The organism is Streptomyces sp. CCM_MD2014 (assembly GCF_000772045.1).
Taxonomy (GTDB): domain Bacteria; phylum Actinomycetota; class Actinomycetes; order Streptomycetales; family Streptomycetaceae; genus Streptomyces; species Streptomyces salinarius.
The window spans coordinates 1,367,721-1,390,446 of the sequence record NZ_CP009754.1; the positions used below are offsets into that span (position 1 = coordinate 1,367,721).

Here is a 22,726-nt window from a genome sequence, read left to right on the forward strand (position 1 = left end):
CATATCGCAATACGGGGATCTCACTATGCGGCTGTCCGGCGTACCGTGAGCGCACTGCCGTGAGAGGGGATCCACCATGCCGAAGCCGCATGAGACCGCCGTCTACACGCACGGGCACCACGAGTCCGTGCTCCGCTCGCACACCTGGCGCACCGCCGAGAACTCCGCCGCCTACCTGCTGGGGTCGCTGCGGCCGCACATGCGGATCCTGGACATCGGCTGCGGACCCGGCACCATCACCGCCGACCTGGCGGAACTGGTGCCGGACGGCCACGTCACCGGTGTGGACCGGGCTCCGGAGATCGTGGAGAGGGCCCGGGCCACGGCCGCCGGGCGCGGGCTGGCCAACACCGACTTCGCGGTCGCCGACGTGCACGCGCTGGACTACCCGGACGACACCTTCTGCGTGGTCCACGCCCACCAGGTGCTCCAGCACGTGGGCGACCCGGTGCAGGCGCTGCGGGAGATGAAGAGGGTCGCGAAGCCGAACGGGATCATCGCCGTCCGCGACTCCGACTACGGCGCCATGACCTGGTACCCCGCGTCCCCGGGCATGGACGAATGGCTGGACCTGTACCGCCGGGTGGCCCGCGCCAACGGGGGCGAGCCGGAGGCCGGGCGCCGGCTGAAGGCCTGGGCCCTGGAGGCGGGGTTCACCGACATCACGGCGACCTCGGCCACCTGGACCTTCGCCACACCTCGGGAGCGGGAGTGGTGGAGCGGCCTGTGGGCGGACCGCACCCTGGCGTCGGCGTACGCGGAACGCGCCACCGAGGGCGGTCACGCGACGCCGGAACAGTTGCGGGCCGTCTCGGCGGCCTGGCGGGAGTGGGGAAAGCGGCCGGAGAGCTGGTTCAGCGTCCTGCACGGAGAAATTCTGTGCCGAAAGGAAGCCTGACCGACGCCTGTTCGGTGGATTTCGGGAAACCAGTACGGCAGGAGGTTATAAACTATGGTTCCGCTTCTGCTCGTACTGCTTCTCGCGATCGTCCTTTTCGGTGTCGGGTTCGCGGTGAAGGTTCTCTGGTGGATCGCTCTGGCGGTTCTGGTCCTGTGGCTGATCGGTTTCCTGGCCCGCGGGACGAAGGCCGGTGGCGGCAGGAGCCGCTGGTACCGGTGGTGAACGACCGGTGACGCACGGCCGGTGATGGACGGCCGGTGACGAACGACCGGTGACGAGGCTGCTGCCCCGGGAGTGACGCTCACTCCCGGGGCAGCAGCGGTCCCAGCGGCCCGAGGTCCAGGTTCAGGTCCTCGGGCCGCAGTCCGTAGCGGTCGCGCAGTTCGGTCATGCGGTCGTCGAGGAGCATCAGGGTGAGCCCGATCCGCTCCTCCTGGTCCTCGCTCAGGTCGCCCTCGTCGACGCGGCGCAGCGCCTGGCGTTCCATGAGCTGGCGCAGCAGCTCGACGACCGTCAGCACCAGCTTCATCAGGTCGCGCTCGACCGTGTCGGGGTCGAGGTCGAGGCGGCGCGGGCGAGGCTCGGCCGGTTCCGGACGCCCGGTGTGTTCGGTCATGTCAGTCCCCGAACGGTGAGGGGACGTTGCGGTTGACCGAGCTGATCAGCGCGTTCAGGTCGATGCGGACCAGGTCGACGTCCGCGATGCGCAGCGTGACGTCGCCGGTGATGACGACTCCGCCGGCCAGCAGCCGGTCGAGCAGGTCCACGAGGGCGATCTCACGGCGCTCCACGACGGTCATGATCCCTCCCCCGCATTCTCTCCGGCGAAGGAATAGGCCGCCCAGGGACCGGTGAGTTCCACGCGCATTCCTGGCACGTCGTCCTTCGTGCGGTCCACCATTTCCACGAATTCCTCGGATGCGTCGCGGCGCACCAGATAGGCGGCGTTGAGGACGTTCCGACCGGCCGCCCCGGAAAGGCGCGGATTCTGCGGTGCGTGCAGCCGCGCGTCGTCGGCCCGGCCGGACAGCGTCGTGTGCAGACCCGTGGCGAACTCCTCGGCCCTGCTCCACAGGTCCTCGTTCGCCCGGGACTGCCGGCGCCGCTGCCGCAGGTAGTCCCGGCCCGAGACGGGCTTCGGCGCGGGCGGGGCCGGTGCGGCCGGCCGACTGGCCCCCGCCTGCTCGGTCTTCTCCGTCTCGACGTACACCTTCACGCCCCACTCCACCCGGCCGTCCAGCCGGTCGAGCGTGCGCCGGAAGGCCGCCTCGCGCTCCTCCAGCATCACGCGTACGCCGCTGTCGTCCCGGAAGACGGTGGCCAGCCGGAGCGGCAGCGGGGTGGTGACGGCGGTGAGCGCGTCGACGACCTGCTGGTGGGCGCGGGCGGTGGCGGTCAGCCAGTCCAGGTCCTCCAGGTGGGCGCGCAGCGCCTCCTCGCTGAAGTCGGCCTCGGGCACATGGCTGACGACGGCGACCAGGTCGCCGTGCGGCAGCAGCCGGGGCGGGTCGCCCGCGACGCCCGTGAGCTGGGTCTGCAGGGCCGCGTCGAAGGGGCGGCAGACGGCGTAGACGTAGCGCAGTCCGGTCACGGCGCCTCCCTCGGTACGCGGCCCGGGTCCAGCTCACGCAGGCGTTCGCGCAGCGCCGCGTTCTCCCGGGCGAGCTCGTCGTGCCGGGCGCGCGAGGACAGGGCGGGATCGCTCTCCCACCAGTCGATGCCCATCTCCTTGGCCTTGTCCACGGAGGCGACGACGAGCCGGAGCTTGATCGTCAGCAACTCGATGTCGAGCAGGTTGATCTTGATGTCGCCCGCGATCACGACTCCCTTGTCGAGCACCCGCTCCAGGATGTCGGCGAGGTTGGCGCTCTGTCCCTGGCCGTAGGGATCGGGCAGCCGGCTGGGGGTGGTCATCGACGGCTCCCGCCCTCGGCGTCCTCGTACTCCTCACGGGACGCGTACTCGTCCTCCCCGGCTTCCTTGTCCGCCGGGGGCTCCTCGTACTCGCCCTCGGGCTCCTCCTCGTACTCGGCGTCGGCCTCTTCCGGCTCCTCCTCGTACTCGCCCTCGGGCTCTTCCTCGTACTCGCCCTCGGGCTCCTCGTCGTACTCGGCCTCCGCCTCGCCCTCGGACTCCTGCTCCGGTTCCTGCTCCCGGCCCTGCTGCTCTTCCTCCTCCGCGACGGCGTCCTCGTGGCTGCGGACGACCTCACCGTCGCGGATCTCGCCGCGCCAGCCGTCGTCGGCCTCGCCCTTGAAGGTGATGTGACGGACGTAGTTCTTCAGGTCGAGCCGGGCCCGGCGGCCCTGGGCGCGCCAGATGTTGCCGGTCTTCTCGAACAGGCCGCTCGGGTAGTACTCGATGACCAGGACCACGCGGGTCAGGCTGGGGGCGAGCTCGTGGAAGCTGACGACGCCCTTGGTGGAGCCCTTGGCGCCCTCGGACGTCCAGGAGATCCGGTCGTCGGGCACCTGCTCGGTGGTCGTCGCCTTCCAGCTGCGGTTGGACCAAAAGACCTTCAGCTGCCAGTCGGAGGTCGTGTCGTCGGCGCGGTTCGCGCTCTTGACGCCCTTGGCGAAGGTGCTGAAGTCCTGGTACTGGGTCCACTGGTCGTAGGCGGTGCGCAGCGGCACGCCGACGTCGACGTACTCGATGATGACCGTCGGCTTCTGGCCGCCCCCGCCCTTCTTCCCGCCCTTGCCGCCGGTGAGGTTCTTGAAGGCGCCGACCACGTTGTCCTTCACCTTGCCGGCGCCGACCTCGAAGGCCGCCCGCATCGGACTCTTGCCCTCGGCGAGCTTGCGTCCGCCGTCGAGGGCGAGCTTGGCGAAGCCTGGACTGTTGCCCTCGGCGATGTCGTTGAGCTTGCCGGTGGTCTCGCCGAGCTTGGTGCCGAGGCCGGTCAGCAGCCGGGTGGCCTGGGCGGCGAGGTAGTCCTGCACCTCCGCCTTCAGGCGGTCGGCCGCCTCGCTCTGCGCGACGTCGGCCAGCGGGTTCTTCTTCGCGGCGTCTCCCGCCTTGGAGGCCGCGGATCCGAGGGTGTCGCTCATCGCTCACCACCGCCCTTCGGCTGGCGGGCACCGGACGTCTTCTTGGCGGCCGCCTTCTTCGCGGGCTGGGCCCGCTTCGCCGCCGCCTTCCTCGCGGGCGCCTTGGCCGCGGCCTTCTTCGCGGGCGTCTTCTTGGCGGTCTTGCGCGCTTCGGGCGGAGCCTTCCTGGCCGGCCGCTCGCGCCGCGGTGCGCGCCGTTCCCCGCGCTCGTCGCGCTCCTCACGCTCCTCGTACTCCGAGTCCTCCGAGTCCTCGGAGTCGCGGGAGTCGTCGGATCCGACGCCGGCTGCCTGGGACGCCCCGCCGGAGAGCTGGTCGCGCACCTCGGCGGTGCGCCCGTGCAGCCGGTCGGCCAGCGCGTCCAGCCGCCGCTCGACCAGGGCGCCCGAGGCCGCCTTGCCCACGCCCCGCAGATCCGTGCGCAGCTGGTCCCCGATCTCCTTGAACTGCGGGTTGTTCTGCAGTTGTCCGGAGACCAGTTCGGCGATGCCCTTCGGGGTCAGGTTCATCTTCTTGCCGGCCACCATGGTGCCCACGGCGACCGCGAGTTTCAGCTTCTTGGTACGTCCCAGCAGATAACCGGCCCCTATCGCGAGGCCCAGTCCCGTTCGGTTCATGGTGCCGTCCCGTTGCCCAATCCCGCGCTCGTGCGCGTAGCGATCTCCAGCCGGTCCAGAAGCTCGTCCTCCTGTCGGTCGAACTCCTCCTCGGTGATCTCCCCGGCCTCCAACTGCTCCTCCAGGCGGGCAAGTTCGGCTCGTACGGTGGCGGGGTCGTAGTAGATTCGCTCCGCCTCGCTCAGTACCTGTCTGATGGCCCAGCCGCTGCCGCGCACCGGTGCGAACGGCAGCAGCAGGACTTCCGAGATCAGCCCCATGTCGTCACCCCGCTCCGGCGTCCGCCCCGCCGGCCGCGGTCCCCGCGGGCTCGGCCGGGCCGGGCTCGACGAAGCTGTACGGCGGGAGCGGACCGTTCAGGCGGACCTCCAGGTGCGGCATGTCGCCGCGGGCCCGCTCGACGGCCTCCAGGAAGTCGTCGGCCGCCTCCCGCTTGACCAGGAACGAGACGTTGGCCAGCCAGCCGGTGGACTCGGGGCCCACGCTCACGGCGTCGGCGGCCGGTTCCAGGGCGCGCTCCAGCGTGGTGGCATCCTCGGCCTCCTTGTCCTTGACCGCGGCCGCGACCATCTCGCCGAGCCGGATCTTCGTCTCGTACGTTCCGCCGCCCGCCTGCCGGTTGGACTCCGCGAGGGCGCGGATCTCGGGGTTCTGGGCCATCACGTGGTGCAGCACGGCCTCTTCGACGTGGGTGGCCTTGACGTTGTACTCGACCCGGCCGTCCAGCGCTCCCAGGCGCTCCGCGTAGTGTTCGGCGCGCTCGGCGAGCACCCCGGTGACCGCCTTGTCGTCCGGGGCGATGCTGCCGAAGCGCATGGGCAGCACGCAGCCGTCCGCGCCGACCTCGCTGAGCACGTTCTGGTGGGCGAGCAGTTCCCTGCGCTTGGGGCGCAGTCCCTCGGGTGCGTCGCTGACGACGGCCGCCAGGCCGCCCTCCTTGAGGATCCGCACCTCGCGCGGCGGGTCACCGACGCCGCCCGTGCCCTCGGGGAGCGAGGGATGCGTGGCGGCGGTGATGCCGTAGACGTACGTACTCACTCCTGCTCCTCCTTCCGGCGCGGGGGCGCGGCCTTGCGGGCGCGCGGTCGCGACGAGGTCTCGCGCTCGGAGCCGCCCTCGTCACGGGCCTGCTTGAACGCGTCGGAGATGGTCTCGGCGGCGCCGGACAGCGCCCCCTTGGACTTGCCGCGGGCGCCGGACTCGGTCATCTCGCCGACCAGGTCGGGCAGCCCCGGGTCCTTGCGCGGTCCGGCCTCCAGGTCGAGCCGGTTGCACGCCTCGGCGAAGCGCAGATAGGTGTCCACGCTGGCGACGACGACACGGACGTCGATCTTCAGGATCTCGATGCCGACCAGGGACACGCGCACGAAGGCGTCGATGACGAGCCCCCTGTCCAGAACAAGCTCGAGCACGTCGTAGAGGCCGCTGCTGCCGCCTCCGCCGCCGGTCTGTTGTGCCGGTACGACAGTCATGCCTGCTGTTCCTCCATCTTGTCGGTGGTGTGGGTGGTATGCGCGATGCGCTTGGGTGGGGGCGGACGCCGTGCGCCGGTCTAGCGGCTGCCGCGGGCGTCGGCCCGGCCGCGCTCGTAGCGCCGTACGCGCCGGTAGCCCGTGAGCTGCCCGTCGGCGTCCAGTTCCACCTGGTAGCTCGCCATCAGGCTCATGGTGTCGGGCACCCGCTCGAGTTCCAGGACCTCGACCTCCAGCGCCCAGCCCTCGTCCGTCTGCTCGAAGGACGACACGGACTCGGCGGTCATCCCCGTGAGCTCCGCCAGCTGGGCGCGCGCCTCGCGCAGGACCTCCATCGGCCTGGGACGGCGCGGCTCCTGTGACGACTGCGACGTTTGGGACTTGGGAGTCTTCCGGGATGTATGTGGCTTTCGTGAACTCTGTTGTGCGTCTTGCGAGTCGGATGTGCTGTTCGTGTTCGACATGGCCACCTCCCCCTCCGTGTGGCCGCATGTGTGTTCGCCAAACCTCGCCGAGTTGCGCGACTCGCTCAGTCGTGCAAGGCGTTCAGCCGCCGCCGGGCGGGGCCGAGGGCCCGGGCGCGGTCCGTGAGCCCGGCCCAGGGCCTGGTCCGGGCCTGTTCCACGGCGTCCGCGATGGTCCAGCGCCGGGCGTGCAGACCGGGGTCGTCCAGCTGGTCCCAGGAGATGGGCGTGGCCACGGGGGCGCCGGGGCGGGCGCGCACGGTGAAGGGGGCGACCGCGGTCTGGGCGTAGGCGTTGCGCTGGATGTCGAGGTAGAGCCGGTCGCCGCGGTCCTTCTTGCGGGCGGCGGTGGTGAGCCGGTCGGGGTGGGCGGCTGCCAGGACGTCGGCGACGGCCCGCGCGAAGTCGCGTACGTCGTCGAAGTCCTGGCAGCCGTCCAGCGGAACCACGACGTGCAGCCCCCGGGAGCCGGTGGTCATCGGCGCCGAGGGCAGCTTCAGCTCGTCGAGCAGTTCCGCCAGCAGCCGGGCCGCCTCCCGGACCGCCTCGAAGTCGTCTCCGGCCGGGTCGAGGTCGAAGACCATGCGGTCGGGCCGGTCGATCTCCGCGGTCCGGGACAGCCAGCGGTGCAGGGTGAGTGCGGCCTGGTCGGCGAGGTAGACGAGGGTGGCGGAGTCGTCGCAGACGGTGTGGCAGACCGTGCCGCCCTCCTTGCCGACCTCGACGCGTTCGATCCACTCCGGGTAGTGCTCCGGGGTGTTCTTCTGCATGAACCGCGGTCCGTCGATCCCGTCCGGGTGCCGCTCCAGCATCAGGGGGCGGCCCCGCAGGTGGGGCAGCATGAACGGGGCGACGGCCCGGTGGTAGTCGACGAGATCGCCCTTGGTGTACTCCTTCGGCTCCTCGGCGCCGCCCGCACCGGCCGGGAACAGCACCTTGTCCGGCCGGTGGACCTCCACGGTGCGGCGCCCGGCCCGCACGGTCCGGGCGGTCCGGGCGCCGTCACCGCCGCTGCCGCCGTTCTGGCCCCCGCGCCCGCTCACGGCACGATCGCCTGCTCCACGAGCATCCGGGCGGCCGCCTCGATGGACTCGGCGTCGATCCCCGCGGCGTGCAGTTCCTCCGCCGGGGACGCGGAGCCCGGCATCGTCGTGACCGCGAGCCGCACCAGCCGGGGCACGGGCCGCCCGTCCGTGAACGCGTCCAGGACGGCGTCGCCGATGCCGCCCTCGCGGCGGTGGTCCTCCACGGTCACCAGGCAGCCGGTCTCCTCGGCGGCGGCGCGCAGGGTGGCCCGGTCCACGGGCTTGACGGAGTACAGGTCGATCACCCGGACCGGGATGCCGTCCCGTTCGAGGGCGTCGGCCGCGGCGAGCGCCTCGTGCACGGTCACGCCGGCCGCGACGACGGTGAGCCGGTCACGGTCGGAGGAGCGCAGCACCTTGCTGCCGCCGACGGGGAACTCCTCGTCGGGTCCGTAGACCACCTTGCTCTCGCCGCGCGAGGTGCGCAGGTACCGGATGCCCTCCAGGCCGGCCATCTCGGCGACCAGGCGAGCGGTCTGGTTGGCGTCGCACGGGTACAGCACGGTCGAGCCGTGGACGGCCCGCATCATCGCGAGGTCCTCCAGACCCATCTGGCTGGGTCCGTCCTGGCCGATGGCGACGCCCGCGTGGGAGCCGACGAGGTTGATGCCGGAGCCGCTGATCGAGGCCATGCGCACGAAATCGTAGGCGCGGGTCAGGAACGCGGCGAACGTGGTGGCGAACGGCACCCAGCCGCGCGCCGCCATCCCCACGGCGGCGGCGACCATCTGCTGCTCGGCGATGTAGCACTCGAAGTAGCGCTCGGGGTGTTCCTTGGCGAAGAACTCGGCCCGGGTGGAGTCGCCGACCTCGCCGTCGAGGGCGACGACGTCGCCGCGCGCGGTGCCCACGGCCGCGAGCGCCTCGCCGAACGCGTTGCGGGTGGCGATCTCGTCACCCTTGTCGTAGCGGGGCAGCTCGGTCCGTCCGGTGCCCGTCGAATGGAGGGCCCGGGCGTCCTCGGGCGCGTGCACCCGCACCGTGAGGTCGCGGGGGCCGCCGAGTTCGGCGACGGCCTCCTCGGCCTCGGGCAGCGGCTTGCCGTGCTGCCCCTCGCGGTCCTCCACGGCCTTGACGCCCTTGCCCTTGAGGGTGCGGGCGATGATCGCGGTGGGCTGGCCCTTGGTGGACAGGGCCTCGCCGTAGGCGCGGTCGATGGCGTCGACGTCGTGGCCGTCGATCTCGATGGTGTGCCACTCGAAGGCCCGGAAGCGGCGCGCGTACGCGTCGAGGTCGTGGCCGTGCCGGGTGGGGCCGCGCTGGCCGAGCCGGTTGACGTCGACGATCACGGTGAGGTTGTCGAGGTGCTCGTGCCCGGCGTGCTCGGCGGCCTCCCACACCGATCCCTCGGCCATCTCGCTGTCGCCGCACAGGACCCACACGCGGTAGTCGGTGTGGTCGAGCCGCTTGCCGGACAGCGCGATGCCGACGCCCACGGGCAGTCCCTGCCCGAGCGACCCGGTGGCCGTCTCGACCCACGGCAGCCGCTGCGGCGTGGGGTGCCCCTCCAGGCGGCTGCCCAGCTTGCGGAAGGTGAGCAGTTCCTCGTCGTCGATGGCGCCGGCCGCCTTGAAGGCGGAGTAGAGCAGGGGCGAGGCGTGTCCCTTGGAAAGCACGAAGCGGTCGTTGCCGGGGTGGGCGGGGCGCCCGAAGTCGTAGCGGAGGTGGTTGGCCAGCAGTACGGCCATCAGGTCCGCGGCGGACATCGACGACGTCGGGTGCCCGGACCCCGCGGCGGCGGACGCCCGTACGCTGTCGACGCGCAACTGCTGTCCGAGATCGACGAGTTCACCGGTGTTCATGAGTCTCCTTCCGCGGCGCGGCCGTCGGTGCGCTTGACCGGGCCGGGGGCGATGTCGGGTCCCGGGGGCGGCTGGTTCGCCGGCGGTTCGGGACCGGGGTCGGTGGGCGGCCCCGCGGACCGGCTCGGTCCGGACGGGGCGGTGGGGCGTTTGCCGGCGGAGCCCTCACCGGCCGCCCGCGGGGCCTTTCCCGGCCTTCCGGAGCCTCCCCGGGCGGGGCGGGGTCCGGCGGCTTCCACGGCACGGCGTGGCTTGCCGGAAGCGCGGGGCGAGCCGGACGGCCCCTTCTTCGCACGCTCACCGTGCGGCTGGTTCCTGGCCGGTTCCCCGCCGGGCTGATTCCTGGCGCCCTCGCCGCCGGGCTGGTTCTTGGCGGGCTCGCCGCCGGGCTGGTTCTTGGCGGGCTCGCCGCCGGGCTGGTTCCTGGCCGGTTCCCCGCCCGGGCGGGACCGTGCGGGCTCGCCGCCCGGGCGGGACCGTGCGGGATCACTGTCCGGGCGGGACCGTGCGGGATCGCTGGCCGACTGGTTCTTCGCCGCCCCGGCGTTCGCTGTGCCGCCGGCCTGCGCGCCCCCCGGCCCGGTGTCCGACCGCTGCGTGCCGGGCGTCGTGGTCATCCCCGCCCCCTCCGGTCGCCCGGGTACCCGCGCGACCTCGGGCGACGACGATTCCAACGGCACGGACCAGGACCGTACGAGACCGAGCTGCACGGCCTGCCGGGGCAGCACCGCGTCGAGCAGCCAGTCGGCGGCGACCCGCACGCGGTTGCCCGGCATCGCCGCCAGGTGGTAGCCGCGGGTGACCGCGCCCGCCGCCGGGCCGGACATCGGCACGCCGAGCGGGTTGGCGGCGGCCTTGGCGCCGCCGAGGTCCACGACGAACCCCATGTCACGGTGGCGGTAGGCCCGCCGCTGCCCGCGGCCGAACGACGCGACGACGTTGTGGGCGCAGACCTTGCCGTGCCGCCAGGCGTGCTGGGCGGTCATCGGCGTGTACTGGCCCGGCTGGTTCAGGTCGGGCACGGCGGCCACGTCACCGCAGGCGAACAGCTCGGGCCGGCCCGGCACCTGGAGGTGGGGGTCGACGAGCAGCCGGCCGCGTTCCATGGGCAGCCCCAGGGACTCCACCAGCGGGTCGGGCCGTACGCCCACGCACCACACGAGTGTGCGGGTGTCGACGGTGGTCCCGTCGGTCAGTACGACCCCGTCGTGCGTGGCCTCCTTCACGGAGGTCCCCATGCGCACGTCGACACCCCGCTGCCGCAGGACCCGCTCGGCGGTGCGGGAGAGCCGTTCGTCCATCTCCGGCATGACCCGGGGCGCCACGTCGAGCAGCATCCAGCGCGGCCGCATGCCGGTGCGCATCGGGTGCTTGCGGACCTGCGCGTCGGTGTACATCGCACCGTGCGCGGCGACCTCGGTGCCGGTGTAGCCCGCGCCGACCACGACGAACGTGCACCGTGCGGCGCACTCCGCCCGGTCGTCTGCCGCCGCGGCCAGCTCCACCTGCCGGGTCACGTGGTCGCGCAGGTAGAGCGCCTCCGGCAGCCCGCGGAAGCCGTGGGCGTGCTCGGCGACGCCGGGGATGGGCAGCAGCTTGTTGACGCTGCCCGCGGCGAGCACCAGCCGGTCGTAGGACAGGGTGCCCTCCTCGCCCTCCGGGCCGGTGTAGTGCACGGTGCGCCCGTCGAGGTCGATGCCGTCGGCCTCACCGAGCACCAGCCGTACGTGCGGCAGCGTGCCCGACAGGGACACGCTGACCCGGCGCGGTTCCAGGATTCCGGCGGCGACCTGGGGCAGCAGGGGCAGGTACAGGAAGTAGTCGGTCGGGTTGAGCAGGGTGATGTCGGCCTGGTGCCGGGTGAGCCGGGACAGGGTGCGGGCCGTCCGGTACCCGGCGAAGCCGGCACCGACGATCACGATGCGGGGTCGGCTCACGGTTCGCCTCCGGGCTGTCGCGTACCTCGTGAGCCTTCCGCGTCCCCTTGGCCAGGGCGCCCAAACGTCCCCGGGGCGGCCGCACCCCACCGGCGAGGAGGCCGCCGTGCCACCGGTTTCCGGCCCGGTGCCCGGGTACCCGGCCCCGGACCCACCCGCTCCCTGTCCGGAGGCACCCCCTCATGCCCGAGTACGGCTATTTCCTCTCGTGCGAACAGTACGGTCCCGCTGAGCTCATCGAGCAGGCCCGAATGGCCGAGCAGGCCGGTTTCCAGGCACTGTGGATCTCCGACCACTACCACCCCTGGAACGGCGAACAGGGCCAGAGTCCGTTCGTGTGGTCGGTGATCGGCGCGTTGTCCGACGCCGTGTCCCTGCCGATCGAGACGGCGGTGACCTGCCCGACGGTGCGCATCCACCCGGCGGTGGTGGCGCAGGCCGCGGCGACCAGCGCGGTGATGACCGACGGCCGGTTCCGGCTGGGCGTCGGCACCGGCGAGGCGCTGAACGAGCACATCTTCGGCGACGCCTGGCCTGCCGCACACGTACGCCTGGAGATGCTGGAGGAGGCCATCCTGATCATCCGCCGGCTGCTCACCGGGGAGGAGGTCAACCACCACGGCACCCACTACACGGTGGAGAACGCCCGCCTGTACACGGTGCCGGACGAGCCGGTGCCGATCGACATCTCGGGGTTCGGTCCCTCGGCCACGAAGCTGGCGGCCCGGGTCGGGGACGGCTACATCACGATGATGCCGGACGCCTCGATGGTGGAGCAGTACCGCAAGGGCGGGGGCGGCGGCCACCTGGTCAGCGGCGGCACCAAGGTCTGCTACGACACCGACAAGGACGCGGCCGTGCGCACGGTTCACCGGCTGTGGGCCAACGAGCAGCTGCCCGGCGAGCTGGGCCAGGTACTGCCCTCGCCGAAACACTTCGAGCAGGCGCAGACCCTGGTCACCGAGGACATGGTCCGCGACAACCGGGTGTGCGGCGCCGACGTGGACGAGCACGTGGCGGAGCTGAAGCAGTTCGCCGACGCCGGCTTCGACCGGGTCTACGTCAACCAGATCGGCCCGGATCTGCGCGGCTTCTTCGACCTGTACCGCACCAAGGTGCTGCCGCAGCTCCAGCAGAGCACCTGACCGCGGCACGACAGGCACGGCAGAGCGCCTGACCGCGGCACGGCAGGCACCTCACCGGCCCGGCACGAGAAGGCGCCCCGCACGGAAGCATCCGTGCGGGGCGCACCCCGTCCGCGGCCGGTCAGCCGCGCTCGCGCCCGGCCTCGGGGTCGATGTCGTCCTGACGCGGGGCCGCCGGTCCGGTGCCGCCGGGTGCGGGCGTGCCCGCGCCCGGGGCGCCGGTCGCCGCGCCCGCGCCGCCGGGAGCGACGGGGGGCATCGGCGGGTACGGCACAGCGCCTAGGCCGCTCGGCGGTCCGCCGGGTGCGCCGCCGCCGACGACGTGCTCGTGACCGGCGCCGTGCGCGGAGTCCGGCCCGGAGGCGTGCGGCCGGGCCGCGCCGCGCAGCAAGTACGCCACGACGCCCAGGAGCACGGCCGTGATCAACGCCGCGGCCCAGCCCGGCAGTACGGCGGCGAGTGCCAGTCCCACGGCCAGCGCGACGGCGGCGCCCGCGTACAGGGCGGCGGTGCCGGACGCGGCGTACAGCGCGGCCTTGCGGCGCTGCCTGCGGGTCTGTTCGCGCAGTTCGTCGCGCACGGTCTCGCGTGCCACCTGCGCCAGCTCGTCGACCAGTTGCCTGTCCAGGTGTTCCAAGTGATCCATGCGGTCCATGTGTTGCGGGTACCCGCGGACCCGGCTTCCATGGCCGGACCGGCGGTGGCCGGCCGGCGGACGCAACTAGGCTCCTCCTCATGGACATTCTGGGAGCCACACTGCGCATCTACGTCGACGACCTGGACAAGGCGATCCCCTTCTACGAGCAACTGGCCGGGGGCGAAGCCCTCCGCTTCGAACGCGGCGGGGTCCACGTCGCCGCGGTCGGCTGCTTCCTGCTGATGAGCGGGCCCGAATCCCAACTCGAGGTGTTGCGCAAGGTGGCCGCGACCATCGCCGTGACGGACGTCGAGGAGACGCACCGCGTACTCGCCTCACTGGGCGCGGACATCATCGCCGGCCCGGTCGCCACGCCCGTCGGCCGCAACCTGATCGCCCGGCACCCGGACGGGACGATCTACGAGTACGTGGACCGGCAGCAGAAATAGACCCGGGTACCGGACGGGGCCGGACGGGCGGGCGGGTGCCCGGATCACTCCCGGTCCGGCCGCATCCTGAAGTCGTAGCGGGCCGGGAGCGGTGCGTCGTCCAGACGGGCCCACAGCAGGCCTATGCTCTCGGCGCCCTCTCTCAGGTCGGCGACCTCGAAGCCCTCGTCGAAGACGGCCCGCGCCTCCTCCCGCCGGCCCTCGGCGGCCAGCAACTCCGCCTCGGTCAGGCGGAAGCGGCCCCGCGCCCGCGTCTCCGGGTCCAGCCTCTCCCACACGGCACGGGCGTCGGCGGTGCGCCCGGCGGAGAGCAGCGCCCCGATCGCCTCGCCGCCGAGCGCGGCCGCGACGGCCGTCCACCGTCCGTCCGCGTCCTGCGGCCCGTCGGGCCGGCGTGCGCAGAGGTCGGCGAAGGCCTCCGCGTAACGGTCGGCGGCGCGCTCGCGGTGGCCGTCCTCCTGGTCGGCGACGGCGAGGCAGCGCAGCAACGGCCAGCGGTCGGCGGCGGCCCCCGGGCCCCGGTCGCTCCGGGGACCCTGGGCGCTTTCGGCACTCTGGAGGCTCTGGAGGCCGCGTTCCCAGCTGCGTACCGCCTGTGCGCGGTCGTCGCCGTGCCACTGGGCGACGCCGAGGTGGTACTCGGCCAGGGGTGTGGCGGCCGTCGTCTCCAGCATGTCCCGCCAGGGCCGGGCGACCAGCGTCCCGCCGGGCGGCTCGTGGTCCGCCGGCTCGGGCAGCGAACCGGCGCGCAGGAGGTGCAGCCAGGGCCGCTGCTGCTCACCGAGGGTGTCCTCGTCGAACGGTGTGCCGGGCAGTTTCCAGCCGGCCCGCAGTACTTCGAGGGCGCCCCAGCCCGACCCGGTGGCCAGACGCTCGCCCGGCTGCGCGTCGGCGTGCGGCCGCCAGGCGTCGTACGCGGCGTCGACGTCGGCCCGCGGCAGGACGGCCTCGAGCCGGTCCTCGGCCCCGCTCAGGACGCTGTGCCAGTCGCCCTCGGGCGGGGCGTCGAGCGGTCCGTACGCCTCCAGCCAGGCGATTTCGCTCTCCGCCTCCAGTTTGACGTGTTCGAGCTGGGTGCGGACGAGTCCGGCCTGGATCTCGCAGTAACCGCCGGTGCCGGGCTCGGTGAGCCACTCCTGCCAGCGCCGTCCGCCGGGCCCGGTGCCCCACACGAACAGCTTGCGGCCGCGCAGCACGTCGGTCGAGGTCTGCACCAGTCCGTGACCGTGCTCGTCGAGGGCGGCGATCCAGCGCCGCCGGTCGTCCGGCACCTCGTAGAAGTAGTCGGCGGCGTACCTGCTGTTCGGCGGGTACGTCCGGTCGACGCCGTCGTACTCCGGGACGGGCACGCGGCGCAGCCGTCGCTCGTAGCCGAAGTGCCAGGCCTCGTCGGCGGGGGCGAGGACGCGGCGGTCCTCGGGGACGGCGATGTTGGACCACCAGTAGGTGGGCACCGGGTGCTCGTGCGGGTTGCGGATCCGGGCTCCGACGTAGAGGAAGTCCGAGCCGTCCGGCAGCCACAGGTCGACCTGGAAGGCCAGGTCGCGCAGCCGCTCCCACTCCCACAGACGCAGCATTTCGCCGCCGTCGGGGGCGGGGACGCGGGCGGCGTGCACGGGTGAGCAGGACAGGGTGGTGTGACCGGTGGCTCCGATGTTCCACTCGATGCCGCCGGAGAACCAGGCGCCGTTGAGGGCGAAGTTGGCGGGCTGGAGGACGGGGTTGACGTAGAGGAGCTCGCGGTCGCTCGGCTTGTGGCGCAGGGAGGCGATGCGGCCGCCGAGGGCCGGCAGGACGGTGGCCCGCAGCCGGTCGTTCTCGATGACGAGGGCGTCCAGCCCGCGCGGTTCGCGTCCGCGTCCGTAGCCGTCCCGGACCTGGACGGGCAGCAGGCTGCGCAGTGGCTCGTAGTCGATCTGGCGGGCCATGTCGCGCGGCAGGTCCGCCCGGTCCCGGTCGTCGATGCGGTGGGCCTCGTCCAGGGGGCGCAGCGGCGGCAGGGGGTTGTCCGGGCCCAGCGGCGCGGCGGACAGGGTCAGTACCTCACGTCGGATCGTCGTCACGCCTCCCCATGGAAGCCGCTCGCCGCCCCGGTGAACAGGGGTTCCGCCGGCCGGGCCGGGGCGATGTGGCTCACGTTTAATCCGCTGGGGCGCGGTGGGGGCGGGGACATAGGCTCGTGCGGTCGGCGCGCCCGCGAAGGCCGGGGCCGAGACGACGGAAGAGAGCGGCACGTGAGTGAGCAGCACACCTACCGGGTGATCGTCCGGGGCACCTGGGACGGTCTGACCGAGGACGCCCGGACCCGGTTGCTCGCCGAGGCGGGCGAGCACGGGATGGCGAGCATGCGGTTCACGGAGGAGGGGTCGCTGTCGTACGAGCCCGCTCCGCTGAAGCACTTCTCGATGCGTTACGTGGTGGTGTCGGACGCGGCGGACGGCGAGGAGATGGCGGGGGCGATCGCGGAGGACCGGGCGGAGGGCGCGCTGCGCGGTCTCGGCTACGGATTCCGCGACCTGCGGTCCACGGTGACGGACCTGGACACGATGAAGGTCAACCGGAAGTCACGGTCTCGGCGGTGATCGCCCAGCGCTGGTGGTCGCGCCAGGCGCCGTCGAGGTAGAGCATCCTCGGCGAGAAGCCCTCCAGGTGGAAGCCGCAGGAGCGGGCCAGCGCGATCGAGGCGGCGTTGCCCGGCTGGACGTTGATCTCCAGCCGGTGCAGCCGCATCGGCCCGAACGCGTACCGCACCACCAGGTCCAGCCCTTCGCGCATCAGCCCGCGGCCCGCCGCGTGCGCGAAGGCGCCGTAGCCGAGCGCGCCGCTGAGGAATCCTCCCTCGACGATGTTGTTGATGTTCACGAACCCGGCGATGGTGCTGCCGGGGGCGTCCCCGCAGGCCGGGTCCGGGTCCTTCTCGCAGACCAGGAACCCGGCCTTGGTGCGGTCCTCGATCAGCCGGCCCGCGTAGGCCTCGTACGCCTGGATGGTGTCCGGCGGGAAGAGCCAGGGGTGGTGCAGGTCCTTGCTCTCCCGGGCCCGGGCGGTGAACTCGGCACCGTCCTCGTAGGTGAAGTGCCGGATGCCCACGCGCGGGCCCTCGGCGAGGTGACGGGACGGGGTGTGCGGCATGGGGTCAGCCTACGACGGTCAGCGCAGCGCCGGCCGGTCCAGGGTCAAGGTGCCCGCGTCCGCGTCGAGTTCCGCCGGTATGCCGAACGGGACGGTCAGCGCCCCCTCGCAGTGCCCGAAACCGAACCCTTCGGCGACCGGCACGCCGAGGCCGCCGAGCCGGTCGGCCAGCAGGGGCCGCAGCCGCTCGTAGGGGTCGCACTCCTCCCAGGAACCGAGCAGCACGCCGGCGACCCCGTCGAGCCAGCCGGCCCGCAGCAACTGCGTGAGGTAGCGGTCGACGCGGTAGGTCTCCTCTCCCACGTCCTCCAGGCACAGCAGGCCGCCGCGCGCGGAGGGACGGGCGTGCGGGGTGCCCAGTTCGGCGGCGAGCAGAGCGAGGCAGCCGCCGAGGGTGACGCCGCGGGCCCGGCCCGGCACCAGGGGTGTGCCGTCGGAGGCGATCACGCGGACCGTCTCCGGGGCGAACAGGGTGGCCCTCAGGTGTTCCTGCGCCCGCGCGTTCTTGATGAAGTCCGCCGCCGCCGCCATCGGTCCGTGCAGGGTGGCCAGGCCGAGGCGGGCGGCGAACGCCTCGTGCAGCACGGTGATGTCGCTGAATCCGACGAACACCTTCGGCCCGGCCGCGCGCATCGCCTCCCAGTCGAGCAGGTCGGCCATGCGCTGTGCGCCGTACCCGCCGCGGGCGCAGAGCACCGCGTCCACGGACGGGTCGCACCAGGCGGCCTGGAGGTCGGCGGCCCGGTCGGCGTCGGGGCCCGCGAGGTAGTCGAAGGTGCCGTGCCGGTCCAGGACGTGCGGCGCCACGACCGGGTCGAGGTCCCAGCCGCGGAGCACGTCCAGGCCCGCCTGGATCCGCTCCTCGGGCACGGGCCCGCTGGGTGCGACGACGGCCACCCGGGCTCCGGGGGCGAGCCGCGCCGGCCGGACCAGCTCTCTCACCTGGCTCACCGGGACAGCTCCAGGGTCGGGACACCGGGCGGGGTCAGCCCGAAGGTCTGCGCGTACAGCGAGAGTTCGGCCTCCAGGGCGCGGACCATCGTCTCGGCCCGGCGGAATCCGTGCCCCTCTCCCTCGAAGGTGAGGTAGGCGTGCGGCACCCCTCGGCCCGCCATGCGTTCCAGGAACCGCTCGCACTGCACGGGCGGGCAGATCACGTCGTCGAGTCCCTGGAGCAGCAGGAACGGGGCGGTGACGCTCTCGGCGTGCTGGGCGGGCGACCTCTCGGTGTAGCGGTCGGGGACCTCGGCGTACGGACCGATCAGGCTCTCCAGGTACTGCGACTCGAAGTCGTGGGTCTCCCCGGTGCCCCACCCGGTGAGGTCGAGGATCGGGTAGAGGATCGTGCCGCAGGCGTAGACGTCGGTGCCGGCCAGCGACGCGGCGGAGGTCCAGCCTCCCGCGCTGCCGCCGCGCACGGCGAGCCGCTCCGGGTCCGCGGTGCCCTCCTCGGCGAGGGCGACGGCGACGGCCGCGCAGTCCTCGACGTCGACGACTCCCCACTGCTCGCGCAGCCGGTTGCGGTACTCCCGGCCGTGTCCGCTCGAGCCTCCGTAATTGACCTCGGCGACGCCGATGCCCCGGGAGGTGAAGTAGGCGATCTCCAGGTCGAGAACGAGCGGGGCGCGGCTGGTGGGGCCGCCGTGCGCCCAGATGACGTACGGCGGAAGTTCGCCGTCCGGGGCCCGGCAGCCGGGGTTGTGCGGCGGGTAGAGGTGGGCGTGGATCTCGCGTCCGTCCGGGCCCTGGAAGGTGCGGATCTGCGGCTGCGGGTAGTAGGCGGGGTCGGTGGCGTCCTCGTGGGGCGCCCCGATCACGCGGGCGCGGCCGGTGCGGGCGTCCAGTTCGACGACCTCGAAGCCGCTGTGCGCACTGGCGCCGACGGCGACGACCCGCTCGCCGTGCGCGGCGAGAGCGGGCGCGAACTCGGTCCAGGGGCCCGCCGCGTCGACGACCTCGCCGGTCTCGGGGTCGAGTATGCCGAGGACGGCGGCGCCCCGGCCGTGCAGGACCGCGATCAGGCCGCTGTCCAGCGGCGCGAACCAGCGCTGCCCTAGCTTCCACAGCGGCCCGCCGAACTCCTCCTCGCGGGCGCACAGGGGCTGCCCGTCGCGGTAGAGGTTCCACCAGCCGGTGCGGTCGGAGACGTGGAGCAGGGTGCCGTCCGGTGCCCAGTCGGCCTGGGCGACCGACTCCTCGGGGCCGCCCGCGAGGGTCCGGGCGTCCTGGAACGTGCCCTCCGGGCCGACCTCGGCGACGATCAGCTCGGTGCCGTCCCAGGGCATGCGCGGGTGGTCCCAGGCGAGCCAGGCGGCGCGGTGCCCGTCGGGCGACAGGCGGGGCCCGGTGACGAAACGGTGCCGCTCGGGGGCGAGTTCGCGGACGGCGCCGCGGTCGCCGGCCGCCGAGCCGTCCAGCGGCACCGCCACGGGCACGCGGCGCAGGTCGGTGGGGCCCTCGCCGGTGAACTCCTCCAGGACGCACCACACTTCGCCACGCTCGGGGTACGGGTCCGGTTCGATCCAGCGCAGTCCGCCGCCCACCGTGGACAGCGGTGTCAGGGGGCGGGGTTCGCCGCCGCCCGGGGTGAAGGCGTACAGCCGCTGGTCGGCGAAGTTCACGAAGACCACGAGCGGGCCGGAGTCGGTCTGGACGGCGCCCCAGGGCCGGCCGCCGTACTCGATGACGCGGCTGCGCACGTTCCACGGCGCGGGCAGGACCGGCTCCTCGGTGCCGTCGGGGTGCCGCCGCACCAGGGTGCGGCGTCCGCCCTCGGTGGGCCGGGGCGCGGTCCACCACACCTCGTCGCCGACGAAGGCGACGTCGTCGGGCCGCCCGTCGTGCGCGGCGGCGAGGGCCGCGTCGACGGGTGAGGGCCACGATCCGTACGAAAGAGTCGACACTGACTCCCCCACTTCTCCTCCAACAACTGCTCGTTCGGTCGGGTGCCGGGCCCCGGGGGCTCTAGGCCGTGCGCAGGAAGCGGTCCAGGACGCGCACGCCGAAGTGCAGCGCCTCGACGGGGACCCGTTCGTCCACGCCGTGGAAGAGGGCCTGGTAGTCGAAGCCCTCGGGCAGCTTGAGCGGGGCGAACCCGTAACCGGTGATGCCGAGCCGCGAGAACTGCTTGGCGTCCGTGCCCCCGGACATGCAGTACGGCACGACGTGCCCCTCGGGTGCGAACTCCCGCACCGCCGCGCGCATCCGGGCGTACGTCGGCGAGTCGACCGGCGCCTGGAGCGCCACCTCGCGGTGGGCGAACTCCCAGTCCACGCCGGGCCCGGTGAGCCGGTCCAGGGTGTCGCGGAACTCGTCCTCGCCCCCGTACAGGAACCGTCCGTCGACGTGGGCGACGGCTTCTGCGGGGATGACGTTGACCTTGTACCCGGCGTCCAGCATGGTCGGGTTGGCGCTGTTTCGGACGGTTGCCTCGACCAGCTTGGCGGCCGGGCCGAGCTTGTCCAGCAGCGCGTCGACGTCGCTCAGGTCGGTCTCGATGCCGTAGACGGCGGCGATCTCGGTCAGGGCGGCGCGCACGGTGGGGGTCAGGCGCAGCGGCCACTCGTGTTCGCCGATGCGGGTGATCGCGGCGGCGAGCCGGGTGACCGCGTTCTCCCGGTTGACCTTGGACCCGTGACCGGCGCGTCCGCGGGCGGTGAGCTTGAGCCAGCCCGTACCGCGCTCACCGGCGGCGATGGGGTAGAACTGCCGTCCGGACCCGTCGTGGAAGGTGAACGCACCGGACTCGCTGACGCCTTCGGTGCACCCCTCGAACAGGGCGGCGTGCCGGTCGGCGAGGAAGCCTGAACCGTCCTCGGCGCTGGCCTCCTCGTCCGCGGTGAACGCGATGACCACGTCCCGCCGGGGCCGCACTCCCTGACGGGCCCAGTCGCGGACCACCGCGAGGATCATCGCGTCCATGTTCTTCATGTCGACCGCGCCGCGCCCCCACACCACGCCGTCGCGGATCTCCCCGGAGAAGGGGTGCACGCTCCAGTCGGCGGCCTCGGCGGGCACCACGTCCAGATGACCGTGGACCAGCAGCGCGTCGGCCGACGGGTCGGTGCCCTCGATGCGGGCGACGACGTTGGTGCGGCCCTCGGTCCGCTCCAGGAGCGCGGGCTCGATCCCGGCCTCGGAGAGCCGCGCGGCGGCGTACTCGGCGGCCGGCCGCTCCCGGCAGTCGCCGCCGCCCCTGTTGGTGGTGTCGATACGGATCAGTTCGGAGGTGAACCGGACTACCTCGTCCAGCGCCTGCTCGCCCGTTTCCGGGGCCGGGTCGGGGCCCGTGTGCTCAGCCATACTGCTCCTCCACCGCCGCCGAGACGATCGTGGTGACCGCCTTGAACGTCCGGATCGCCTCGAACATCGTGTCGTGGGTGTACGCCACCTTGCGCTCCCCGACCTGCGCCACCCCGGGCACGACGGTCGCGGCCGCCGCGAGGTGCTCGGCGTCGAACTCGAGGGCGAGGGTGAACGGCCCTCCGGTCACCGGTTCGTGGCGCACCGCGAGCGTCGCCGCGTCCTTGGCCGCGGCCCGGATGTCGGCGGCGGTCCTGGCCGGCGTGCGGCACACGGCCGCGTACCGCGACACATGGTCCTTGACCGCGACCTTCCGCGCCTCCGGCGCGTAGCCGAGCGCGTCCTCGCAGGCGACGTCGTCCCCGGTGACCAGCACCACGGGCACGCCGTACTCGGCGACCACGTGTGCGTTGAGCAGACCCTCGCTGGCTCGTATGTCGTTGAGCCAGACGCCGGTGAGCTGGTTGGCGAGGTAGGTGTGCGCGAGGACGCCCTCCATTCCGGCGCCCGCGTGGTATCCCACGAACGCGATGCCGTCCACGTCCCCGTGCTGGACGCCCTCCACCATGGAAAGCGCCTTGTGCCGCCCGGTGAGCATCTCCGTGCGCTCGTCGAGCCGCTCCAGGAGGAGGTTGCGCATGGACCAGTGCGCCTCGTTGACCAGCACCTCGTCGGCGCCGCCGTCGAAGAAGCCCAGCACGGCCGCGTTCACGTCCGAGGTGAACATCGACCGGCACCGCTCCCACTGCGGCGTGCCCGGCAGCACGTCGGCCGGCCAGGTGACACCGGTGGCGCCTTCCATGTCGGCGCTGATGAGGATCTTCATGGCTCGAAACCGTACGCGCTGCCCGGCCGCCTCGGCCAGAGCTGTGGACAACCACCGGTGGTCTAGACCGCCAAACTGACCTCGTACGGCCTACGATCAGCGCTTTCTCCGGAATCGGTGCGGTCGTACAAACGCGAGGAAACGGCGCACCTCACGCACGCCGGCCCGCCACCACCCACGTCGACGGCAGCTCGATGCGGGTGCCGTCCGGCGTGTACTCGGTGGTGAGCAACGGGAGTTCGCCGCTCGCCAGGACGGTGAGGCCGGCCGCGCGGAGGTACTCGGGCACCGCCTCGTCGGGGACGGCGCCGGGAGTCAGCCCGTGGCGGAGGACGGGGGCGAGTTTCGCCGGCGGCCCGGCGGGGCCCCGCGCCAGGCCCATCAGGACGGTCCTGGCCGCCTGGGAGGGCTCCACCAGGAAGGCACGGCCGCGGGCGCCCAGGAGCGCGGCGACGGCGTCGGCCAGGGGCTGACGGTCGTCGGGCTCGCACTGGTGCAGGACGCCGCGGACGTAGACGTTGGCGTCGCCCAGCTCCGCGTGCAGGGCCTCCGCCTCGGCCTTGTCGGCGGCGTCCAGCCGCCGGTACGCGGCCGTCCCGGCCGGGTCCGCACGGCGGGCGTGCTCGAGGGCCGCCTCGGAGAGGTCGGCGCCGACGACGTGCGGGAAACGTTCGGCGAGGTGGCGGGTCTGGGTGCCGTTGCCGCAGCCCAGGTCTATCAGGGGCAGGCCCGGGTCGGTCAGGTGCGGCTCGAAGTGGGCCAGGTGGCGACCGGCGGTCAGGGGCGGTTCCGCGTCCCAGAACACCGCCCCGCGGTCCTCGGAGGCCTCGCTCCAGAAGCCCTCCCAGGCGGCCCGGTACCGACTCGTCACGCTCATGCCCGCTCCCCAGGTGCGACGACGTACGAG

At 72.9% G+C, this 22,726-nt stretch carries 26 protein-coding genes; 5 read left to right on the forward strand and 21 right to left on the reverse strand.

Annotation, left to right across the window (positions count from 1 at the left end; genetic code table 11):
• Positions 1 to 76: 76 nt before the first annotated feature.
• Together NI25_RS05885 and NI25_RS05890 are read left to right on the forward strand one after the other, a co-directional pair.
• Positions 77 to 898, forward strand: a complete 822-nt coding sequence (locus NI25_RS05885) for a class I SAM-dependent methyltransferase (RefSeq protein WP_061441436.1) — start codon at positions 77 to 79, stop codon at positions 896 to 898.
• Between the two features lie 54 nt (positions 899 to 952).
• Positions 953 to 1,123, forward strand: a complete 171-nt coding sequence (locus NI25_RS05890) for a hypothetical protein (RefSeq protein WP_061441437.1) — start codon at positions 953 to 955, stop codon at positions 1,121 to 1,123.
• A gap of 79 nt (positions 1,124 to 1,202) precedes the next feature.
• Here the strand turns inward: NI25_RS05890 and NI25_RS05895 are convergent, their stop codons facing one another.
• The 13 genes from NI25_RS05895 to NI25_RS05955 all read right to left on the reverse strand — a co-directional run bounded on the left by NI25_RS05895 (position 1,203) and on the right by NI25_RS05955 (position 11,328).
• Complete coding sequence (locus NI25_RS05895; protein ID WP_061441438.1) at positions 1,203 to 1,517, reverse strand: gas vesicle protein K; 315 nt, start codon at positions 1,515 to 1,517, stop codon at positions 1,203 to 1,205.
• 1 nt (position 1,518) lies between these two features.
• Positions 1,519 to 1,701, reverse strand: coding sequence for a gas vesicle protein (locus NI25_RS05900; RefSeq protein ID WP_003972471.1), 183 nt, complete (start codon positions 1,699 to 1,701; stop codon positions 1,519 to 1,521).
• On the reverse strand, positions 1,698 to 2,492 hold the full coding sequence (locus NI25_RS05905; RefSeq protein WP_061441439.1) for a GvpL/GvpF family gas vesicle protein: 795 nt from the start codon (positions 2,490 to 2,492) through the stop codon (positions 1,698 to 1,700). Before NI25_RS05905 ends, NI25_RS05900 begins: the two co-directional genes overlap by 4 nt.
• Positions 2,489 to 2,815, reverse strand: coding sequence for a gas vesicle protein (locus NI25_RS05910; protein ID WP_061441440.1), 327 nt, complete (start codon positions 2,813 to 2,815; stop codon positions 2,489 to 2,491). Before NI25_RS05910 ends, NI25_RS05905 begins: the two co-directional genes overlap by 4 nt.
• Positions 2,812 to 3,951, reverse strand: a complete 1,140-nt coding sequence (locus NI25_RS05915; protein ID WP_061441441.1) for an SRPBCC family protein — start codon at positions 3,949 to 3,951, stop codon at positions 2,812 to 2,814. Before NI25_RS05915 ends, NI25_RS05910 begins: the two co-directional genes overlap by 4 nt.
• Entirely contained in the window at positions 3,948 to 4,568 is a 621-nt protein-coding gene (locus NI25_RS05920) for a hypothetical protein (RefSeq protein ID WP_061441442.1), read from the reverse strand. Before NI25_RS05920 ends, NI25_RS05915 begins: the two co-directional genes overlap by 4 nt.
• Entirely contained in the window at positions 4,565 to 4,828 is a 264-nt protein-coding gene (locus NI25_RS05925; RefSeq protein WP_061441443.1) for a gas vesicle protein GvpG, read from the reverse strand. The genes NI25_RS05920 and NI25_RS05925 overlap by 4 nt, the downstream gene beginning before the upstream one ends.
• 4 nt (positions 4,829 to 4,832) lie before the next feature.
• On the reverse strand, positions 4,833 to 5,606 hold the full coding sequence (locus NI25_RS05930) for a GvpL/GvpF family gas vesicle protein (protein WP_061441444.1): 774 nt from the start codon (positions 5,604 to 5,606) through the stop codon (positions 4,833 to 4,835).
• Positions 5,603 to 6,040, reverse strand: a complete 438-nt coding sequence (locus NI25_RS05935) for a gas vesicle structural protein GvpA (RefSeq protein ID WP_061441445.1) — start codon at positions 6,038 to 6,040, stop codon at positions 5,603 to 5,605. Before NI25_RS05935 ends, NI25_RS05930 begins: the two co-directional genes overlap by 4 nt.
• 80 nt (positions 6,041 to 6,120) lie before the next feature.
• Positions 6,121 to 6,504 carry a gas vesicle protein gene (locus NI25_RS05940; RefSeq protein ID WP_078884837.1) on the reverse strand — a complete coding sequence of 128 codons (384 nt, stop codon included), beginning with the start codon at positions 6,502 to 6,504 and terminating at the stop codon, positions 6,121 to 6,123.
• 65 nt (positions 6,505 to 6,569) lie between these two features.
• Positions 6,570 to 7,484: a non-homologous end-joining DNA ligase gene (gene ligD / locus NI25_RS05945; protein WP_061446766.1), complete on the reverse strand. Its 915-nt coding sequence runs from the start codon at positions 7,482 to 7,484 to the stop codon at positions 6,570 to 6,572.
• Between the two features lie 59 nt (positions 7,485 to 7,543).
• A complete protein-coding gene (locus NI25_RS05950) occupies positions 7,544 to 9,391 on the reverse strand; it encodes a transketolase (RefSeq protein WP_061441447.1) in 1,848 nt (615 codons plus the stop codon).
• Entirely contained in the window at positions 9,388 to 11,328 is a 1,941-nt protein-coding gene (locus tag NI25_RS05955) for an NAD(P)/FAD-dependent oxidoreductase (protein WP_061441448.1), read from the reverse strand. The genes NI25_RS05950 and NI25_RS05955 overlap by 4 nt, the downstream gene beginning before the upstream one ends.
• A gap of 182 nt (positions 11,329 to 11,510) precedes the next feature.
• Here NI25_RS05955 and NI25_RS05960 point away from each other — a divergent pair, with 182 nt between their 5' ends.
• Complete coding sequence (locus tag NI25_RS05960; RefSeq protein ID WP_061441449.1) at positions 11,511 to 12,473, forward strand: LLM class F420-dependent oxidoreductase; 963 nt, start codon at positions 11,511 to 11,513, stop codon at positions 12,471 to 12,473.
• Between the two features lie 121 nt (positions 12,474 to 12,594).
• On the opposite strand, the gene NI25_RS05965 is transcribed toward NI25_RS05960, so the two are convergent.
• On the reverse strand, positions 12,595 to 13,128 hold the full coding sequence (locus tag NI25_RS05965) for a phage holin family protein (RefSeq protein ID WP_061441450.1): 534 nt from the start codon (positions 13,126 to 13,128) through the stop codon (positions 12,595 to 12,597).
• A gap of 80 nt (positions 13,129 to 13,208) precedes the next feature.
• Here NI25_RS05965 and NI25_RS05970 point away from each other — a divergent pair, with 80 nt between their 5' ends.
• Positions 13,209 to 13,559, forward strand: coding sequence for a VOC family protein (locus tag NI25_RS05970; protein WP_061441451.1), 351 nt, complete (start codon positions 13,209 to 13,211; stop codon positions 13,557 to 13,559).
• Between the two features lie 44 nt (positions 13,560 to 13,603).
• On the opposite strand, the gene NI25_RS05975 is transcribed toward NI25_RS05970, so the two are convergent.
• Positions 13,604 to 15,622, reverse strand: coding sequence for a DUF5107 domain-containing protein (locus NI25_RS05975; RefSeq protein WP_061441452.1), 2,019 nt, complete (start codon positions 15,620 to 15,622; stop codon positions 13,604 to 13,606).
• Between the two features lie 171 nt (positions 15,623 to 15,793).
• Between NI25_RS05975 and NI25_RS05980 the strand changes: the two genes are divergently transcribed.
• On the forward strand, positions 15,794 to 16,141 hold the full coding sequence (locus tag NI25_RS05980) for a DUF6204 family protein (protein ID WP_061441453.1): 348 nt from the start codon (positions 15,794 to 15,796) through the stop codon (positions 16,139 to 16,141).
• Here NI25_RS05980 and NI25_RS05985 read toward each other — a convergent pair.
• From NI25_RS05985 to NI25_RS06010, 6 genes are all read right to left on the reverse strand, one after another.
• Positions 16,113 to 16,691 (reverse strand): GNAT family N-acetyltransferase, encoded by a 579-nt coding sequence (locus NI25_RS05985; protein ID WP_061441454.1) that lies wholly within the window; start codon positions 16,689 to 16,691, stop codon positions 16,113 to 16,115. The genes NI25_RS05980 and NI25_RS05985 overlap by 29 nt on opposite strands.
• Positions 16,692 to 16,709: 18 nt before the next feature.
• On the reverse strand, positions 16,710 to 17,633 hold the full coding sequence (locus tag NI25_RS05990) for a S66 peptidase family protein (RefSeq protein ID WP_061446767.1): 924 nt from the start codon (positions 17,631 to 17,633) through the stop codon (positions 16,710 to 16,712).
• A 5-nt stretch (positions 17,634 to 17,638) separates the two neighbouring features.
• Complete coding sequence (locus NI25_RS05995; protein WP_061441455.1) at positions 17,639 to 19,606, reverse strand: S9 family peptidase; 1,968 nt, start codon at positions 19,604 to 19,606, stop codon at positions 17,639 to 17,641.
• Positions 19,607 to 19,655: 49 nt separating this feature from the next.
• Positions 19,656 to 20,993 carry a M20/M25/M40 family metallo-hydrolase gene (locus tag NI25_RS06000; protein ID WP_061441456.1) on the reverse strand — a complete coding sequence of 446 codons (1,338 nt, stop codon included), beginning with the start codon at positions 20,991 to 20,993 and terminating at the stop codon, positions 19,656 to 19,658.
• The gene (locus NI25_RS06005) at positions 20,986 to 21,819 is read right to left on the reverse strand and encodes a M55 family metallopeptidase (protein WP_061441457.1); all 834 of its coding nucleotides are present in this window, start codon (positions 21,817 to 21,819) and stop codon (positions 20,986 to 20,988) included. Before NI25_RS06005 ends, NI25_RS06000 begins: the two co-directional genes overlap by 8 nt.
• 151 nt (positions 21,820 to 21,970) lie before the next feature.
• On the reverse strand, positions 21,971 to 22,696 hold the full coding sequence (locus tag NI25_RS06010) for a class I SAM-dependent methyltransferase (protein WP_061441458.1): 726 nt from the start codon (positions 22,694 to 22,696) through the stop codon (positions 21,971 to 21,973).
• Positions 22,697 to 22,726: the final 30 nt, after the last annotated feature.